At 56.0% G+C, this 16,035-nt stretch carries 19 protein-coding genes; 3 read left to right on the forward strand and 16 right to left on the reverse strand.

Annotation, left to right across the window (positions count from 1 at the left end):
- Nucleotides 1-52 precede the first annotated feature (52 nt).
- The 3 genes from OU419_RS23325 to OU419_RS23335 all read right to left on the reverse strand — a co-directional run bounded on the left by OU419_RS23325 (nucleotide 53) and on the right by OU419_RS23335 (nucleotide 2,801).
- On the reverse strand, nucleotides 53-1,210 hold the full coding sequence (locus tag OU419_RS23325; protein WP_254470384.1) for a phospholipase D-like domain-containing protein: 1,158 nt from the start codon (nucleotides 1,208-1,210) through the stop codon (nucleotides 53-55).
- Nucleotides 1,207-1,782, reverse strand: coding sequence for a YceI family protein (locus OU419_RS23330; protein WP_254470383.1), 576 nt, complete (start codon nucleotides 1,780-1,782; stop codon nucleotides 1,207-1,209). The genes OU419_RS23325 and OU419_RS23330 overlap by 4 nt, the downstream gene beginning before the upstream one ends.
- A 113-nt stretch (nucleotides 1,783-1,895) precedes the next feature.
- Nucleotides 1,896-2,801, reverse strand: coding sequence for a LysR family transcriptional regulator (locus OU419_RS23335; RefSeq protein WP_254470382.1), 906 nt, complete (start codon nucleotides 2,799-2,801; stop codon nucleotides 1,896-1,898).
- A 107-nt stretch (nucleotides 2,802-2,908) separates the two neighbouring features.
- Here OU419_RS23335 and OU419_RS23340 point away from each other — a divergent pair, with 107 nt between their 5' ends.
- Together OU419_RS23340 and OU419_RS23345 are read left to right on the forward strand one after the other, a co-directional pair.
- On the forward strand, nucleotides 2,909-4,408 hold the full coding sequence (locus OU419_RS23340; RefSeq protein WP_254470381.1) for an MFS transporter: 1,500 nt from the start codon (nucleotides 2,909-2,911) through the stop codon (nucleotides 4,406-4,408).
- 17 nt (nucleotides 4,409-4,425) lie between these two features.
- Entirely contained in the window at nucleotides 4,426-4,560 is a 135-nt protein-coding gene (locus tag OU419_RS23345) for a hypothetical protein (protein ID WP_268172314.1), read from the forward strand.
- 42 nt (nucleotides 4,561-4,602) lie between these two features.
- Here the strand turns inward: OU419_RS23345 and OU419_RS23350 are convergent, their stop codons facing one another.
- The 11 genes from OU419_RS23350 to OU419_RS28940 all read right to left on the reverse strand — a co-directional run bounded on the left by OU419_RS23350 (nucleotide 4,603) and on the right by OU419_RS28940 (nucleotide 14,181).
- Entirely contained in the window at nucleotides 4,603-5,106 is a 504-nt protein-coding gene (locus OU419_RS23350) for a hypothetical protein (RefSeq protein WP_254470380.1), read from the reverse strand.
- Between the two features lie 242 nt (nucleotides 5,107-5,348).
- Complete coding sequence (locus tag OU419_RS23355) at nucleotides 5,349-6,761, reverse strand: porin family protein (protein WP_254470379.1); 1,413 nt, start codon at nucleotides 6,759-6,761, stop codon at nucleotides 5,349-5,351.
- 79 nt (nucleotides 6,762-6,840) lie between these two features.
- Nucleotides 6,841-7,572 (reverse strand): Slam-dependent surface lipoprotein, encoded by a 732-nt coding sequence (locus tag OU419_RS23360; protein WP_254470378.1) that lies wholly within the window; start codon nucleotides 7,570-7,572, stop codon nucleotides 6,841-6,843.
- Between the two features lie 564 nt (nucleotides 7,573-8,136).
- A complete protein-coding gene (locus OU419_RS23365) occupies nucleotides 8,137-8,580 on the reverse strand; it encodes a hypothetical protein (protein ID WP_254470377.1) in 444 nt (147 codons plus the stop codon).
- Nucleotides 8,580-8,870 carry a hypothetical protein gene (locus OU419_RS23370; protein WP_254470376.1) on the reverse strand — a complete coding sequence of 97 codons (291 nt, stop codon included), beginning with the start codon at nucleotides 8,868-8,870 and terminating at the stop codon, nucleotides 8,580-8,582. The genes OU419_RS23365 and OU419_RS23370 overlap by 1 nt, the downstream gene beginning before the upstream one ends.
- Before the next feature lie 140 nt (nucleotides 8,871-9,010).
- Nucleotides 9,011-9,316, reverse strand: a complete 306-nt coding sequence (locus OU419_RS23375) for a hypothetical protein (RefSeq protein ID WP_254470375.1) — start codon at nucleotides 9,314-9,316, stop codon at nucleotides 9,011-9,013.
- Between the two features lie 665 nt (nucleotides 9,317-9,981).
- Nucleotides 9,982-10,185: a hypothetical protein gene (locus OU419_RS23380; RefSeq protein WP_254470374.1), complete on the reverse strand. Its 204-nt coding sequence runs from the start codon at nucleotides 10,183-10,185 to the stop codon at nucleotides 9,982-9,984.
- A gap of 91 nt (nucleotides 10,186-10,276) precedes the next feature.
- The gene (locus OU419_RS23385; protein ID WP_254470373.1) at nucleotides 10,277-10,630 is read right to left on the reverse strand and encodes a hypothetical protein; all 354 of its coding nucleotides are present in this window, start codon (nucleotides 10,628-10,630) and stop codon (nucleotides 10,277-10,279) included.
- Between the two features lie 13 nt (nucleotides 10,631-10,643).
- Nucleotides 10,644-11,000: an EndoU domain-containing protein gene (locus tag OU419_RS23390; protein ID WP_254470872.1), complete on the reverse strand. Its 357-nt coding sequence runs from the start codon at nucleotides 10,998-11,000 to the stop codon at nucleotides 10,644-10,646.
- A gap of 110 nt (nucleotides 11,001-11,110) precedes the next feature.
- Complete coding sequence (locus OU419_RS23395) at nucleotides 11,111-11,503, reverse strand: hypothetical protein (RefSeq protein WP_254470372.1); 393 nt, start codon at nucleotides 11,501-11,503, stop codon at nucleotides 11,111-11,113.
- Nucleotides 11,503-14,181: a DUF637 domain-containing protein gene (locus OU419_RS28940; RefSeq protein WP_302328838.1), complete on the reverse strand. Its 2,679-nt coding sequence runs from the start codon at nucleotides 14,179-14,181 to the stop codon at nucleotides 11,503-11,505. The genes OU419_RS23395 and OU419_RS28940 overlap by 1 nt, the downstream gene beginning before the upstream one ends.
- 393 nt (nucleotides 14,182-14,574) lie before the next feature.
- On the opposite strand from OU419_RS28940, the gene OU419_RS23405 reads away from it, so the two are divergent.
- Entirely contained in the window at nucleotides 14,575-14,898 is a 324-nt protein-coding gene (locus tag OU419_RS23405) for a hypothetical protein (protein WP_254470370.1), read from the forward strand.
- A 23-nt stretch (nucleotides 14,899-14,921) separates the two neighbouring features.
- Here the strand turns inward: OU419_RS23405 and OU419_RS23410 are convergent, their stop codons facing one another.
- Nucleotides 14,922-15,395 (reverse strand): hypothetical protein, encoded by a 474-nt coding sequence (locus tag OU419_RS23410; RefSeq protein ID WP_139791603.1) that lies wholly within the window; start codon nucleotides 15,393-15,395, stop codon nucleotides 14,922-14,924.
- A 345-nt stretch (nucleotides 15,396-15,740) separates the two neighbouring features.
- Complete coding sequence (locus OU419_RS23415) at nucleotides 15,741-16,034, reverse strand: hypothetical protein (protein ID WP_254470369.1); 294 nt, start codon at nucleotides 16,032-16,034, stop codon at nucleotides 15,741-15,743.
- Between the last annotated feature and the right edge of the window lies 1 nt (nucleotide 16,035).

The raw sequence follows: 16,035 nt of genomic DNA on the forward strand, positions 1-16,035 counted from the left end.
CTCGTATCCACGCCTCTCTCCTTCTGAAAAATCGATTCGGCGTTCGTCCGGCTCAACGGCGCCGGTCGAGGAAGTTCACCACCAGCCGGTCCAGGGAGCCCCACAGCCGCTCGCGCAAACGCTTCCACCACGGTCGCGCATGCCAGCAGCCGAGATCGATTTCGCGGCTCTGCGAGAAATCGGCGCTCAGACACTCGGCCGCTGCCTGAGTGAACGACGGATCGAACGCTTCTACATTGGCCTCCAGATTGAAGCGAAGGTTCCAATGATCGAAGTTGCACGAACCAACGCTGACCCAGTCGTCCACCAATACCATCTTCAAATGGAGGAAACGCGGCTGGTACTCGAAAATCCGGATTCCGGCACGCAGCAATCGAGGATAGTAACGCTGGCCGGCATAGCGCACCGGCGCATGGTCGGTCAGCCGGCCAGTGAGCAGCAGGCGCACATCCACGCCACGCTGGGCGGCCTTGCGCAACGCCCGGCGAACCTTCCAGGTCGGCAGGAAATAAGGCGTCGCCAGCCAGATGCGCTGGCGCGCGCCGCGTATCGAGCGGATCAGCGCCTGAACGATGTCACGGTGCTGGCTTGCATCCGCGTAGGCAACCCGTGCCAGGCCCTGGCCTTCGCTGGGCATCGGCGGCAGGCGGTCGAGCAGTACCTCCTCGCGCGGACGCCAGGCGCGCACGCCGAAGGTCGCATGCCACTGGCGCTCGAACAGCCGCTGCCAGTCGACAACGACCGGGCCGCTCATCTGCACCATCACCTCATGCCAGTCGCTGGTGTTGTTGCGTGCAGACCAGAACTCATCCGTAGCGCCGGTACCGCCGACGAACGCCACACGCTCGTCCACCAGCAGCAGCTTGCGGTGATCGCGATACAGGTTGCGCAGGCCGCCCCGCCAGCGCAGCGGGTTGTAGCGGCGGAACTCGCCGCCGGCCGCCTGTAACTGCTGCACCCAGGCATTGGCCAGCTTCAGGCTGCCGAAGGCGTCGAACAGGCAGCGTACCCGCACGCCGCGCTGCCGCGCTGCCAGCAAGCGATCCAGCAGCGCCTCGGAGCAACTGCCGCTTTCCACCAGATAGAGCTCCAGCTCGACTTGCCTCTCGGCGCTGTCGATTGCGCCGAGCATGCTCGGGAAGAAACGCTCCCCGTCGCAGAGAAGGGCGAAGCGATTGCCGCTGCGCCAGGGAAAGACCGGCCCGCTCACCGCGAGGCGAAGATCAGCACGGCGCCCACCGGCACCGACAGGCCAATGCTCTTGAGCCCGGCCATTTTGCGCAGCGCAGCGATACCCGGCGACAAGCCGAAGTCAGCGGCATTGATCACCAGCGGGGAAAGCGTCACCACCTGGAAGCGGTGCTCATCCAGGCGGGTGATCAGCACCTCGGCGCGGTAGTCCTTCGCCTGGCCATGCAGCTCCAGGCGCAGCGGCAGGCGCATCTCCAGTTGCACGCCATTGGCCAGGTCGATGATTGGCCGCAGGTCCAGCTTCGCGGTGATTCGCGCGTCAGGGAACTTAGCGGTTTCGAACAGCTTCTCGCGCACCCGCTCGTCACGCAGCGGAATGCCGGTGCTCACCGAGTCCATCTCGATACGCAGCTCGGCCAAGCCCTGCTCGTCGACCTTGCCGTGCATCACCAGGAAGCGGTTCACCTCGGCGATATCGGCATTCTTGCTGGTCACGAAGGTCAGCCGCGACGACTCATAGTCCAGATACCAGGCGGCATTGGCGGAAGCGGCGAAGCAGGTGGCGAAAAGGAAGGCGAACAGCGAGCGCATGGAATCCCTTGTGCACATGAAAACGAATGATCAGCGGCCAACGATAGCGGCCCGCCGCCGGCTTGCAAACTGGCCGGAGAGCGAGCCGTTGGGCAGATGTCCGGGCCGATGGTTCATTCCGCCAGCAAGGCAGGGACTCCGGCTACCAGCGCATCGATGGCACAACGGGTCTTCGGCGGCATGTAGCGCGTCTTCGGCCAGACCACGTGAATATCCTGCGGCGGCAGGTTGCATCGCCCCTTCACCACCACCAGTTCGCCATTCTTCACATGCCGCGCCAGCAGCCACGACGGCATTCGCGCCAGGCCGAAACCCGCCACCGCAGCAGCGGCGATGGCCTGCAGGTCGTCCATGCTCAACTGCGGCTCGATATCGATGCGCCGCGCCCTGCCCTCGTCATCGCGCAACTCCCAGGGCGACGCCACGCCCGCCACGCAATAGCTGATCGCGGCATGCCCGACAAGATCGTCGAGCGCCTCCGGCATACCGTGCTGCGCGATGTAAGCTGGCGCCGCGCCAATACTCGTGTACTGCACGCCCAGGCGTCGCGCAGCAAGCGTGGCACTGTCGCCCAGCGAGCCGATGCGCACGGCAAGATCGAAGCCTTCCTCCACCAGATCGACACGACGGTCGGTAAACGACAGATCGATCTTCAGCGTCGGGTGCTTCCGCGCCAATTCCAGCATCAACGGCACCACGCACAGATGGCCGAAGGAAATCGGCACGCTGACCCGCAACCGCCCGCGCGGTTCCAGCCGCCCGCCTTCGAGCACAGCGTGTGCAGCATCCAGCTCGGCCAGCGCGCGCACGCAACTGTCGTAGAACACCTGGCCATCGTCAGTGAGGCTCTGGCTCCGCGTGGTGCGTTGCAACAGGCGCACACCCAGCCGCGCCTCCAGCCGGGCAACAGCCTTGCCCACCGCCGAGCGCGTCAGGTTCAGACGCTCGGCGGCAAGCGCGAAGCTGCCGGAATCCACCACCTGGACGAAGGTGGCAATGCCATCGAATCGATCATCCATCGGCCTGCCCATTTGATTCCTGAAAAGACTCAATGATGGGACGAAATAGAGACAATGGGGAACGAAATTCTTTCGCAGAATGATGACTCTGCAACGGAGCCATCGTCATGACGCCAACACACAACCCTCGCAACCTCATCGCCCTGGCAGCGGTGTGCCTGTCCTCGATGATGTTCGGCCTGGAAATTTCCAGCGTACCGGCCAGCCTTCCCGCCCTGGAGCGTGTACTCCACGGAGACTTCCAGGACCTGCAATGGGTGATGAACGCCTACACCATCGCCTGTACCAGCGTGCTGATGGCCGCCGGTACCCTGGCCGACCGCTTTGGCCGCAAGCGCGTGTTCGTCATCAGCCTCGCACTGTTCGGCCTCACATCGCTGCTCTGCGGCCTCGCCACCAACATGCCGACCATGATCGCCGGGCGCTTCCTCCAGGGCGCTGCCGGCGGCGTCATGCTCATCTGCCAGGTCGCCGTACTCACCAGCCAGTTCAGCGACCCCGTCGAGCGAGTCCGCGCCTTCGCCGCCTGGGGCGTGATATTCGGCATCGGCCTGGGCTTCGGGCCGATCATCGGCAGCGCCATCGTGGCACTGGCCAACTGGCCCTGGGTGTTCCTGGTCCACGGACCGATCGCCCTGTTCACACTTGCGCTGGCCCAGTACGGCGCCGTCGAATCCCGCGACCCGGATGCAGAGAAGCTCGACCTCGCCGGAATGCTCACCCTCTCGCTCGCGGTGCTCGGCATCGTCTTCTACATCACCCAGGGCGCTAATATCGGCTTCGCCAGCCGGGCGGCACTGACGATTCTGACGCTCAGCGTCGTAAGCCTCACCGCCTTTATCGTCATCGAACGGCACGCCGCCCATCCGATGTTCGACTTCAGCGTACTGCGCATACGTAACTTCGCCGGCGCCATGCTCGGCTCGGCGGGCATGAACGTGAGCTTCTGGCCGCTGATGATCTACCTGCCGGTGTACTACCACGGCGTGCTTGGCTACGACGACGTGGAGGCCGGCTGGTCCCTGCTCGCCTACACCTTGCCAACACTGCTGGTGCCCCCCATCGCCGAACGCCTATCCCATCGTTTCCGACCGGGCTGGGTGATTCCCGGCGGCATGTTCGTCATCGGTGCAGGGTTCTTCCTCATGCTGTGGGGCAGCGCCATCGATGGCGCCAGTTGGCTGAGCATGCTGCCCGGCTGCGCGCTGGCCGGTATCGGCCTGGGCATGACCAACACCACCGTCACCAACACCGCCACCGCCGCCGTACCCGCCACCCGCGCGGGAATGGCGTCAGGCATAGACATGAGCGCACGGATGATCTCGCTGGCCATCAATATCGCGCTGATGGGCCTGATCCTGCTTTCCGGTGTGGTCGCCGGGCTACACGGCACAGAAGAAAACCAACGCCTGCAACTGGCCGCCGCAATCGCCAGCGGCCAGGTAACCGGCAGCGACGCGCCTCAGGCACGAGCAGCCCTGATACAAGGCTTCGGCTGGGTGCTCGCCTACGGAGGCATCAGCGCCTGGCTGTTCGCGGTCGGCAGCCTGCTGGTGTTCGGTGTAAGGCGGGCAACAGGGCCTACACTGCAAGTCATACGATCCTGATACGCAGGAGAACCACCATGAAGACCGCGCTGCTGCTTGTCCTCGTGTTCCTCAGCGCATCCAGTTGCGGAGTGGGCACCGGCTTCCGGATCCAGCATCAGGGAACAGGGGAAGCGATACCCACACTGTTCCCATCTGCGGCAGTAGCATGAAGGGGCGGTGCGGGGGAACGCACTGCCTCCCCCCGCCGTCGATCACCTGAGCGGCACCAGTTGCCCCCGGAGATGCTCGGGAACCTGGTCGACGGTAACCAGCATCAACTCACCATTGACGGGTGCCATCGACGTTTCTGCCTGCAGAGTGGCCACGGCCTCGTCCGGCAACTTGTACATGGCGCCGGTAACCGGGTCGACAGCAAGCATACCGATAAGCCCACCCAGCAGGAGGTTTCCCCAGTACCAGCCACTCAGCGATGTATTTATCGCTGTTGTCTGCGATGAATACCCCGGTTTCCGGAAGCTGACGTTGTAAGCCTCGCTCCGGAAGTAACCCGCCCCGGATTTCAGCAATACCTTCTGAGGCGTTGTCCCAGACATCACAACCTCGCCGGCCTTGTTCCTGATAGTGAACTCCGCACCATCGGGAGAACTCTTTATGTGCACCTCTCGACTGGACCCATTGATAATGCTGGCGCAGCCAGAAAGCCCAACAATACACAACATAATGGCCGACACCGAAACAGCTCTAACCTTGAACATCTGGATATCCTTATTTTGATTGAGTACCTGCCCCAATTAGACGGACATGGCAATTACCAGCGCCATCAGACGGGGATATGAACGTTAATCCAGGCAGGCATCTCGACATTCACAGTAATTTCAGGGAGAGCTGTGAGAAATTTCGGATTTCCAGTGCAGCGCAATTAAAACAGATACATCAACCTGCAGAACCACGGTGAGGCGCGGACAGAACAATATACTCCTATAGACTTCTGAATAATTCAGAACGCCCGCGTCGCGCTCAGATAAATTCGCTTCTGGTCGTAACTGTAGTAATCGATATTGCTGTCGACTTGCCGGTAGGAAATATTCAACTTGGGCAGAATGCCCCAGAAGTAGATGTTTCGATGCCATAGCGAGAGCAGGTAGTTCCTCTCTGTATCCCTGCGGCGCACGGCGAAAATATCATTCTCCGCCTCATACACCCGCCGCATTTCACCAGCCGACAACGACGCAGCCAGCGACCACGGCAATTCCGCCTCAAAGCCCAATCTAACGGCCGAAAAATGGTTGGTATCCGAATCGGAGCGGGTAACCTGCTCGCCCACGTCAGCCCCGCCATAAAGAGCCAACCGGCTACTGAACGCATAGCCCAGAGTGGACGACAGCAACAGCGCATGGCCATCGAGGTAGCCATACCTCGGGTCGTCATAACCCAGGTGCTGGTACTCGAAGGCAGACCCGGACTGCCAGTTTGGCAACAGGACCCGGCTGTATTCCGTACGGAACCCCGCCCCCGCCGAATACGGTTGCGTGCCATACCAGCGTTTTTCATAGAACGGCAGGAGCGACAGGCGCTGATTCGCATCCGAGTAGGAATACCCCAGATAGCTGCGCGCCGTTACATCGTCGAACCGATGATTATCCCAATAGCTCCTGCCATCGGCCTGCCCCTGGAACCTGATGCTGTGATGATCCGCCAACGCGAAGTCGCGTAGCAGCGACGCCGAGTAATCGACACCGTGCCCACGCTGCGGATACGCATCGTCATTCCGCCGGAACTGGCGGCCGCCAATATCAATGTACCGGCCGCGCGAAGCATTGTTGACGTTATCGTCGTTCAGGTAGCTCAGCCCCAGCGAGCCAGACCAGCCGGCGACACGGTCTATGGCCTCCAGATAACGCTGCACATTGCCCAGCACCGCCTCGGGAAGATGCTCGGACCGGGCCTTCTCGAACTGAAAGCGGGCCGCCTCGTACTGGCGGTTCTCGAATAGCATGCGGGCCAGGTCCAGACGGATGCGCGTCAAGTTCGGATTGGCCGCCAGCACCTCGCGATACACGGCAATTGCCTTGGCGTACTCGCCATCGTGGCGCGCCAGCGCACCTTCTGCGTAGGCCAGCAACACCGTATCCCGTTGTGGAGCGGCCCGATAGATCGGCAACAGGCTACGAACGACATCCCATCGCTCATCATCGACGGCTTGGCTGAGAAAACGGCCGGCCAGACCTGGATCGCTCCTCAACTGCTCATTCGTCACAGTACTGGAAACGGAGGCCGGCACTTGCACCTGACGATGGTCTTCCGGGCGAATATCAACGGCAGCCGGAACAGCAGTGTTTTCTGGCGGAGCGCCAAGCGCAATGAAAGGCACCATCGCGGCCAGGCAGGCAGCAACCTGATTCAAGTTCATGAAGTTGGATACAACTGGAGTCGGCAAATAAAAAAGGGGGAATGTTGGTATCCCCCTTTATCCCGAAAGCCTCTGCGGCTTATTGCTTGACCGCGCCAAATGCCAGGTTGTGCTTGGCATCCTTGAAGATCGCGGTACCCGCCAGCTCGGAAGCCTCAGGGCCATAGAAATGACCGGAGAAGTTGCCCTGCTGCGAGCCGGACGAAGCACTACCGCTGAAGCCAGCCCCTTTGATCGTGCCTTTCATGGAGACCGTATCGATGGCAAGAGTCTTCTCGGTTTGACCGGCAATGGTCTTCGCACCGAAGTCCACATTGAAGCTGGCGCTGGTACTGCCACCGCTAATCGTCGTGCCATCCGTGGTATTGACCTGAATGGCTTTCCCCGCATAGGTAGCCGTGCCGGTAGTCGGAACCTGCTCAGGCAGAGTCGCGCCGGTACCGGTGTAGAAGTACTCGGTGGTCGTGTGATTCGTCGAATACCAGGCGCCGTAGCGTGCATACCCGTTCGCGCCGTTACTGCCGTAGCTCAACGTACGGCCGGAACCGCTACTCATGGAGGTTCCAGGAATACCAGCGAGCGTATAGCTGGTTCCGTCAGGTGCCACATAGGTTTGGTCAGAGGCCTTGCCGGCGGTCGCGGCACTGACGGGAGCCTCAGAACCACCCGAGCCGCCGGAGCCTTTCGGACTGGCGCTCGACTGATCCGAATTCGAACTATGGTGATGACCGCCACCACCAGAGGAACAGCCAACCACCAGACTGGCGGCAACAGCAGCTGCGAGCAACTTCCCGAACTTCACTACTTCCATTTTCTCTCTCTTCCCAGTTGTAAGAAATAAAGCCATTAGATTCAGGCGGAGCGATACTTCCCTTGAACAAGAGAGCAAATCAATAGCGCGATAACTAATTAGAAAATTCACAGAACACATGGGAATCTTCCCACAACAAGTTAAAAAACAACCTAGAATCCTGATCAAAAAACAACCAGAAGACCTATCACTAAATACTGGTAGCGACTGCGCTACAACACGGTGCAAGGGTGGACGCACGACTTGGGAGGCTTGGGGTGGAGTCGACCCTTACCAGCAGATACCGAAACAGGTTAAGTGGTTCGAAGCCTGGAAGGGCTTGCTGGTGGGCTTTACTTAAGCGGGGAGCCGAAAGTCGGGTTTCGGCTGAAGGAAGGGCACCTGTCCACGAAGCAGGTGTATTCGGCTGGTCAAATACTGGGGAGTTCAGGAAGTAGAGGGATTTGCGCTAACGAACTCAGGCGAGAAACGATAGGCGGAGAGCAGTGCGGAATGTTTGGGGGTGACTCGTCCACAAAAGCTTCTCCGCCAATTGGCGGGGAGTGTGGTTTGGATGGGGCAACGCTATTGCTCTGACAGGGCTGCAACGACAGCCTTAAGAAAGGTTTCGATATCATCCACTGCTGCTGATGCTTCATATATTGATTCAGCCGAAGAGAATAGAGACTCACCCACCCCCCCAAAAGCTAAGGCAGATATAGCGCGAGCTTGACTAAAAGCTCTCAATGCATACCTATCAAACCCGGCCTCATCTCCAGAATTTTCTTGAAGCACGAAGTACTCACCATCTAGTTTTTCAACAAGGCTATTCAACTCTGACACAAGGCGAGGTGAAAATATCTCTCCTCGGCGCAACCGTTCCATAGATAAACTCACGACTGAGTTTGATAGCGAAACTGCCTTTATTGCATGATCGCAAGCAGCAATTACTGCTCGCTTCCTTTGTTCGGAAGTAGCTGCCGCCATTCTTTCTACCAATTCTTCTGAAACTGTTGCTAATCGCATCATCACTGCCCGCTACTGGAAAGTGGATTTAGGGGTGTAGAAACATGGGCACCAGTTGGCTCAAGAATATTTTGACATGAAGCACAAACAGGCCTAGTTGCACCGATATCAATCACCTTCAAGCCATTTGAATTTGCATACTTTACAATGTCAGCCTCCGCATGTCCCGTCCCTGCTATTACCTTTTCTCCAGACTGCAAAATCACACCTGGACGAAGATAGCCGCGTGGCTCACTTGTACTGACCAAGACAGAGCGAGAACCGTTTTTATCTTCTACTACAGCCACGCCCATAGTTATCCGTCCTTTTGAGTTAGCGGGTATCTGGGCTTGTAATTCACTCACACGATTTTGGACAAGATCAGAGGGCTTCTCATAGGCAAGACCCCGCCCAATAGATGGCTCAGCCCCTTTTGCAGCGATTGACTACTTAGCTACTCTCTTCTTCGATAAACCACTCGTCCTACATCCGAGAACGCCGGCAAGCTTTGAGCACCAATAACAATCTCATACTTGCACCTCAAGCCAATATCTTGATATGCAGTATACTGACAAACAATATCCTCAATTTCCTCCAGATCTTCATCGAAATCTTTCTCCAAGTAAAAGCTCAGGATCCAGTCAGGCTCGTTATAGCACAGAGCAACCATTCTGAAATTTTTGGAGATCGCACCAACCAGGGCCTGAACAAGCATGATCACTTGAAAATTCCACTCCTCTAAACTCAAATCAGAACTCACTTCAGACTCCAGTTAGGGTTAGTTGGCACGACACTAGGGCTTTTCGTTCCCTTAATAATTAAAAAATTAGCTGGCTGATCGATTATACCTACACCAACGCTGTTGCTGCTGATCTCCGGTGCGCAGTCGTTGTATCAAGCGGATTATGAGCTGCGAGGGAAACGGCGGTAAATTGCGGGTAAACAAGAACCCCAGCTCATTGGCTGGGGTTACTTTTATTCCTTCTCCGCAAGATATGGCCAGTACTCCGGCCCCTCACCGTCCCTGATCCAAACTCGACCACAAGAGGGACATCGGAGAACATCTTTACTTACCGAGTCTATTTGATCAAAGAAATCATCAAATGGAATCTTTTCTTTATTAGCACGTTCCGCAAGCTCATACAGCAAATTATTAGGAACAAGAGTGTACTCTTCTGAAGCAGGAGTACTAATCAGATTGATAATATGTGAGCACCTGCATCGAAACTTAGCCATTTCATCGCCCCAAGAGACTATTTATTGCAGCTCTATTCAGCCGAATAATTTTTTCACCTTGAGAGAATATTACTTGCTCAAGAGGAATAGGCTGACCGCCTTTCGTCTTCCCAAACGCCATTGCTGCCGACTTATACATATCAACCTTACTTTTGGCGGGGAATATGGCTCTGATGGGACACCATACAGTTAAACTATTTCCCAATAAAAATCCGTCAGCAGACTATTTATGCCCAATGGCAATTGACCATTAACTCGTCTACTTTCCAACCATAAGAAAACCTCTCGCGGAGCATGAGACTTTGAGTAAATATCAAACTCGCCAGCAGCAGAAGCGTCATAGGCATTCAATTCGCGCCATATTTCCGAGTAGTAATAGCCAAAATCTCTCATCTTTCACTCCTTTCAGGGAAACTCCCAGCCCTTTTGCGGCTCCTAACTGTTTCTCCAAAACAGTTAGCGGAACGCCTTTGGTAGACTTCTTTTAGCCAGCCAAAATAAACCGCTTCCAGCCCAGTAGAGCTTTCTCGAAATCATCAATACTCATATTTGAAAAATAATCTTCATCATACAGAGAGTATATTCTTGCAGTTTCACCACTCAACCCAACCCCCCAGCATTCACGACTCCAATCTGAACTTTCAACAGCTCCACGCTTCACCAGCTCTACTCTAGACAGTCCTTCATCCAGCCAACCTATTGTACTTCCATACCCTTGGCCGCCATGATCAGTAAGTACACACGCCAAAAGATCCACGCCTTCATCACTCAGAACGTCCGACCGGCAGTTGGGTTCTCGACTGCCTCCGTCTCCTTCCCAAAAAAAAATAATTTCCATCCAACAATTCCGCCTATAGCTTTGGATAAACAGTAGTTTTAGGACTAAGGTAACCTTCCACTTTCACGCCGCTTGGCGTCGTTCCAGTCCATTTGTTTCCTATAACCGTCTTATTCTGGAAAGCAGAATCGACTTCCACTTTTATCCTGTCAGCAGTCCAAGACTTAGGGAACATAGTAGATACGCCTCCGTTATTTGCTTTTGGCAAGAAGCTCCCAGGATTCTTGGGATCTGCAACTTCGATTTTAGCGCTATACACGCCTTGCGCATTCGGCGCTGACTCAGTTCCAGAAATAACACGAACATCGCCAGTAGCAGTTGAATGCCCACCTACTACGCTCCCATTTAGCTTTACTTCAGCTCGAACGATGTGACCGTCAGTCGTTGTATCAGGCCGAGCACGAGCAGCTAGGTAGGCAGAGGTAAATCACGGGCAATAAAAACCCAGCCGCTGACTGGGTTCTTATTTTTAACGAAATATTAATTTGAGAATTTTGAGTAGCGATCCTCTAGTCTTTTAGCTGAAATTTCAACACTATCCTTCTCTTCGGGAAAATTACTGGAGTAAACATCGGCGGCAATTTTCATCAAAGCAATATAATCAAAGACTGAAATACTCGAAGTCTCCACCTCCCCTAAAAAGAAGCTAACCTCATCGAATGCATCTGGGTCGTCCCAATCCTGATCGAGAGCATAGAAATACCCCTCTCCAACAGAAAACCCAAAACCCTTCGATGCCTCGTAAATAAATGCAGGAAAACTTATCCTATTCCTGACAATAGAGGCATTTATCAACTCGTACAGATCCTCATATTCCAGACCCGTGGCTGAAAATCTTTCTTTCAGTTTTCCAAGCCATTCCAAGTCGCTCATCAGTTCATCCTCGGAGGCATAGTAATAAATGAGTTAGTTATTTCTCCAGTTTTAGTATCACGCGTTACCTGGAAATAATAGCCATCTACTTTAATGCTAGTCTCGCGCATAGCAGGATTCGCCTTGAACGCAGACTCTGCCTGAACAGCCGCACGGCTAGACATGTCAGTAATCTTACTGTCCGGCAAAATACTTGGATCATAAGTTGTCTTCGTCGAAGCCGGCTTATAACCTCCAATCAGTTCACCCTTAGTATTGGTTCTAGGCAACTGATAAGTGTACTCAACGACACCTGGGAAACGGGTATCCGTAATTTTGTTGGAAACCTTCGCGCCCGTTATTTCAACTGACTCCAAGAAAGCATCATTGTTGTGGGCGCCAGAAATCGTACCAGCCTTGCTATTGCGCACCCCAATCTGAGTGTTATGGCCAAGAACAGACTCACCAAAGTTCTTCGGCAAAGCAGAGACAATGGGCTCTCCAGCCGCCCCAGCCCCTTTTGCGACCCCACTCTTGCCAGCCAAGAGTGCACCCGCCATTGCCGTAGCGAGGGAGGCGCCCCATTTAGCCTGGTCTGGAGACACTCCGAGTCCTTCCAGCCCCAAAGCTGCATCAGCATGAATCAACTGCCCTATCGCGGCAATGTTCTGTAGGTTGTAGCGGCTCAAATCAGCTTTAAGTGCAAGCGGAATCGAGTCGTTGCCAAGCAGCGATTCGATCTTCTTCTGGGTCTCTATACGCTCTGCTACTAAGTAACCGTATGTCTTCAAGCAATTCGCCGGGCTGGAGGAGCACGCGGCGGCTAGTGCGTCTTCGTTGGCAACGCTTAATTTCCGATATTTTTCCTGGACCTCGTCGCAATTTCCTTTTGCAACACAAGCTGTTGCTTCCCGCTCAAAATCATCCAGATCCTTGTGGGCTGTGAAGTTGTACTGCGTCGCCGCTCCTGCCACCCAGGCGCCGGTCTGCAAGCTTTCCCCATCAGCGTTGGGGGCTGCTGAAGCCGCCAGCAATCCAATCAGCTGTGAATTCATCACCAGCAGACTGTCGCGCTTTTCCTTCGGCATGCTGGCGTACTGGTCGGCCAGAGCTCCTACTACCGCTTCATTTACTCCCGCCGCCAGTGCACCTGTTCTGAAATCCTGGCCTGCTGCTTCAGATGCCAGGCCGCCCATCAGTGCATGCAGAGCAATCTTCAAGGGACTTCCATCTACCAGGCCGGTATTGCCAACCAGATTGAAGCCAAACGCGGCAAAGGTATTGGCCAAGCTGTGCTGTAAGGCATCATTCAAACTTCCGCCTTGCCCAAGAGCCTTGCTCAGTACCGTGGATGTGCCGTTCTGAAGGAGTTGATTCGCGGCGAATTGGCCAATGCCTTGCCATGAGTTAAGTCCGGCAACCGGGCTGACAGCAGACCCGTTGGCCAGGAGACCACTCGTCTGACCATTGACCGGAGCCCCCGTTTGCGTTCCGGTCCAGCCGTTGTACAGCCCTGTAGTCAATCCGGCTGTCGTAGCCGCAATTGCATAGTTCTTCAGACTGTCGCTGTTGAAGGTATCGCGCAGCACCGCTACTGGGTTGCCCCGGTTATTGATGGTGCTGATTGCTTGAGTGCTTGCTGCGCTGGAAATTGCGGCTGTAGCCGCCGCATTTGCCCAACCGGCGGAGGCACTGGCCGAAGCAGCGGCCCAGGCACTGCCAGTAGCCGTAGACGCGCCTGCGGCTGATGCGCCACTGGCTACAAGTCCGCTTGCCGCTCCAGCGGTGAAGTAGGCGACGAGAATTGCAATAGCCAGTTGCGCGCCGACACCCAACCCCGAACTACTGTGGGAGTAGGAGTCGTGAATCTCCTTCACCGCCCGCCAGTCCACATCCCCGCGCGCTTCGGCTTCCTTGATCCACGCAAGGCCAGGGTCGGCCTTGACCATCGCGTCGATGGCCCGGCTGACGCTCTTCTTGTTGAGGTTCTTGTAGTCGATCTGCAGCCCTTCCACGGCGTGGATGGCCACGCCGTTCTGCGCCAGCATTTCGGTTTGCCGCAGCGTTTCGTTGGTTTTGCCTTTGCCCTTGGCGCTGTTCCACGCCAGGCTGCTGCTGCTCTTGTCGTGGCTGCTCTGCTTGGTGTCCTTGACCGCTTCGTAGTAGATCTTGCCGCCGCTGTAGACCGAGATCGCATCGCCGGATTTCAGGTTGGCGCCCTGGTAGTGCTGGTCGCCGCCGCTGACCAGGCGGATGCTGCCGCCGGCTTCGATGCCGCTGCCGATGGCGTTGACGACGGTGGTTTCGTCGTGCTGGGTCTTCTTCTTGCCCCAGCTGCCTTTCTTCTTCATGTCGTACAGCGAGTAGTCGCTGTCGTTGGCGGCCAGCAGGTTGATCTGGTTGCCAGCCACCAGGTATGCGGTGCCGCCGGCGCTGATCTTGCTCGCCACCAGGGTGATGTCCTGGCCGGCGCTCACCACTACCTTGCCGCCGGCGCTCAGCGTGGCGGCCTGCTGCTGTACGTGGTCGCTCTGGCGGGTGGACTTCTTGCTGCCGCTGGGGTCGCGGTTGTAGCTGTGCGTTTCGTTGCTCGCCGAGGCCAGGGTGACGTTGCGGCCGGCGCCCAGGACGATGTCGCCGTTCAGGCAGCAAGCACCACGGCCAAAGCTCTGAGGTACAGGCAGAAGGCCGTTGATCAATAGCCCGACAAGAAGGTAGGCGACGGCCCGACGGAGTTGGCGAGGTAGGCGCATTGGAGTTAGGGCAATGGACGACAGCCAACCCTAACCAACCCTCGCTAGCTGTCTGCGTCAGGCTTTTCCCAAGAGCTTGCGGAATTCGGCGGGAGTCACTGCAAGCCGTGGATTCGCCAAGCTAGACGCTAATAAGATATCGACACGTTAGAGACAGAACCTCGCGCCTTATGCGCAAGTTCTTGCTCAATCAAACCAGACAACCAACAGAGTGCGATCCAGAAGTGCCGAACGGCGCGGATCGAGCAGGAGTTTCAACAGACCCAAAAGACGCGGGCCCAAGGTGCAACGAACACCTTGAGCCCGCTAACCACAAAGCAGCTAATAAGGAGCTGAGTCATGGCTAACGCCGATCATACGTCACACCCCGCCCCAGCAGAACGCCGCGAAGGGCGCCGCTTCATTCCTCTGGGGCCAGCGTCACAACACTGCAAACTCCCCCACGACGCCACCCTCTACCTGAACACCAATGCCCCGGCCAATGCGCTGTATGACGCAGCGGAGTACCGCCTGAAATCGGTCATCGAATTGCTATCGGCGCTGCACCTGGGCGAATCGGAGCATCAATCGCTAAGCGGCGTAAGCCGCGCGCTGTTGTTGCTGGTGTCCGATGCGCAGTCGTTGTATCAGGCCGATCACGAGCAGCGAGGTAGGCGGCGGTAAATCGTAGGTAAGAAAACCCCAGCTCATTGGCTGGGGTTTTTATTTGATATTTCAGAGAAGGCTCGCCGGATATGTTCAGTTAGGCCAACCAAATCATCATAAGCAGCGGGACCAAATTCCGGCTCATATTGAGCCAAGTACTGCCCAGTACTAATTCCAGCCTGAGCAGCCTCCTCTCTAACTTCAACCATTTTTTCCGGACATACCATCCAGTTCGTGCCAGGAAGAGAGTCTCTCTTATGTTCAACTAGCAGCCACTTTATTTTTCCACCATATGAAAGCAAGGAATCCTTCAGCCTAGCTATAACCGCCTGACTTTCATGCTCAAATCTAAATGAAATATATGGCGGATACTCTGGGCGCTCAATCTTTTCAAAGCGTCCGTTAAGCCATACCTCTGGGCTGCGCTGCTGATACCTTCTCCACTCAAGCGAGCTAATGTCTTCCAATACATTTAACAAATCCCCTTCGGGGGCTGATATTCGCCGAGTGCTCATCTCAACCCCTTCAACTTATCAGAGATTGTAACGCCTTCTGGATTCATCCCCTTGATATGCTGCTCCCAATCTCCTTTGGGAATTGGTTGCGATGACAAGCGTGGATCGTAGACATATCGACCATCGGTATAAATCTGGCGCGGGGATACGGCGGACATGAGTTAGGTGTCTGTTTTTTTTGCGGGTGCCGATCCGCTTAGATAATCGAGGTTGATGTCAAAAGCAAGGGGAGGAGGCGATGGCGGTTTTTAAGGGAGGGAAATGTCCCGTTTCGTTACCGGCGGGGTGGCGAAACGGGACGTTGGACGGTTGGACAGGAAAACATCGGGTCGCGACTTCTACAGATTATTCCTCAATTACCTTGATCACTTCGCCCTTCGCAACATCCCGCCCTTCCCACAACAGCACGTCCTTTCCAACGGTCAGCATTGGAAGTACCAGCTCTCTATACAAGAACTTGACTGGCACTTCGTAAGTAGCGCCCAATTCAAAACGTCGGCCTCCCAGTAATAGCCGACAATCGAAGCCTTTGCCTTCAACGAACAGCGGACAGGCATAAAACTGCCCTTCAACAGCTGCGTTGCGTCCTCCTTCTGGGGGAGTAAAGAAGCGCACGCTAATGATGATGTCTGGTTTCATC

The sequence above is a fragment of the Pseudomonas triclosanedens genome (assembly GCF_026686735.1).
In the GTDB taxonomy this organism is placed as follows: Bacteria; Pseudomonadota; Gammaproteobacteria; order Pseudomonadales; family Pseudomonadaceae; genus Pseudomonas; species Pseudomonas triclosanedens.

Bases quoted from the DNA above. Each gene is read 5' to 3' on its own strand.
- OU419_RS23380 (WP_254470374.1), bottom strand. From the start codon at position 10,185: ATGAGAGATTTTGGCTATTACTACTCGGAAATATGGCGCGAATTGAAT.
- OU419_RS23340 (WP_254470381.1), top strand. From the start codon at position 2,909: ATGACGCCAACACACAACCCTCGCAACCTCATCGCCCTGGCAGCGGTG.
- OU419_RS23405 (WP_254470370.1), top strand. From the start codon at position 14,575: ATGGCTAACGCCGATCATACGTCACACCCCGCCCCAGCAGAACGCCGC.
- OU419_RS23410 (WP_139791603.1), bottom strand. From the start codon at position 15,395: ATGAGCACTCGGCGAATATCAGCCCCCGAAGGGGATTTGTTAAATGTA.
- OU419_RS23345 (WP_268172314.1), top strand. From the start codon at position 4,426: ATGAAGACCGCGCTGCTGCTTGTCCTCGTGTTCCTCAGCGCATCCAGT.
- OU419_RS23350 (WP_254470380.1), bottom strand. From the start codon at position 5,106: ATGTTCAAGGTTAGAGCTGTTTCGGTGTCGGCCATTATGTTGTGTATT.
- OU419_RS23395 (WP_254470372.1), bottom strand. From the start codon at position 11,503: ATGAGCGACTTGGAATGGCTTGGAAAACTGAAAGAAAGATTTTCAGCC.
- OU419_RS23415 (WP_254470369.1), bottom strand. From the start codon at position 16,034: ATGAAACCAGACATCATCATTAGCGTGCGCTTCTTTACTCCCCCAGAA.
- OU419_RS23385 (WP_254470373.1), bottom strand. From the start codon at position 10,630: ATGGAAATTATTTTTTTTTGGGAAGGAGACGGAGGCAGTCGAGAACCC.
- OU419_RS23370 (WP_254470376.1), bottom strand. From the start codon at position 8,870: ATGGGCGTGGCTGTAGTAGAAGATAAAAACGGTTCTCGCTCTGTCTTG.
- OU419_RS23355 (WP_254470379.1), bottom strand. From the start codon at position 6,761: ATGAACTTGAATCAGGTTGCTGCCTGCCTGGCCGCGATGGTGCCTTTC.
- OU419_RS23360 (WP_254470378.1), bottom strand. From the start codon at position 7,572: ATGGAAGTAGTGAAGTTCGGGAAGTTGCTCGCAGCTGCTGTTGCCGCC.
- OU419_RS23365 (WP_254470377.1), bottom strand. From the start codon at position 8,580: ATGATGCGATTAGCAACAGTTTCAGAAGAATTGGTAGAAAGAATGGCG.
- OU419_RS23335 (WP_254470382.1), bottom strand. From the start codon at position 2,801: ATGGATGATCGATTCGATGGCATTGCCACCTTCGTCCAGGTGGTGGAT.
- OU419_RS23330 (WP_254470383.1), bottom strand. From the start codon at position 1,782: ATGCGCTCGCTGTTCGCCTTCCTTTTCGCCACCTGCTTCGCCGCTTCC.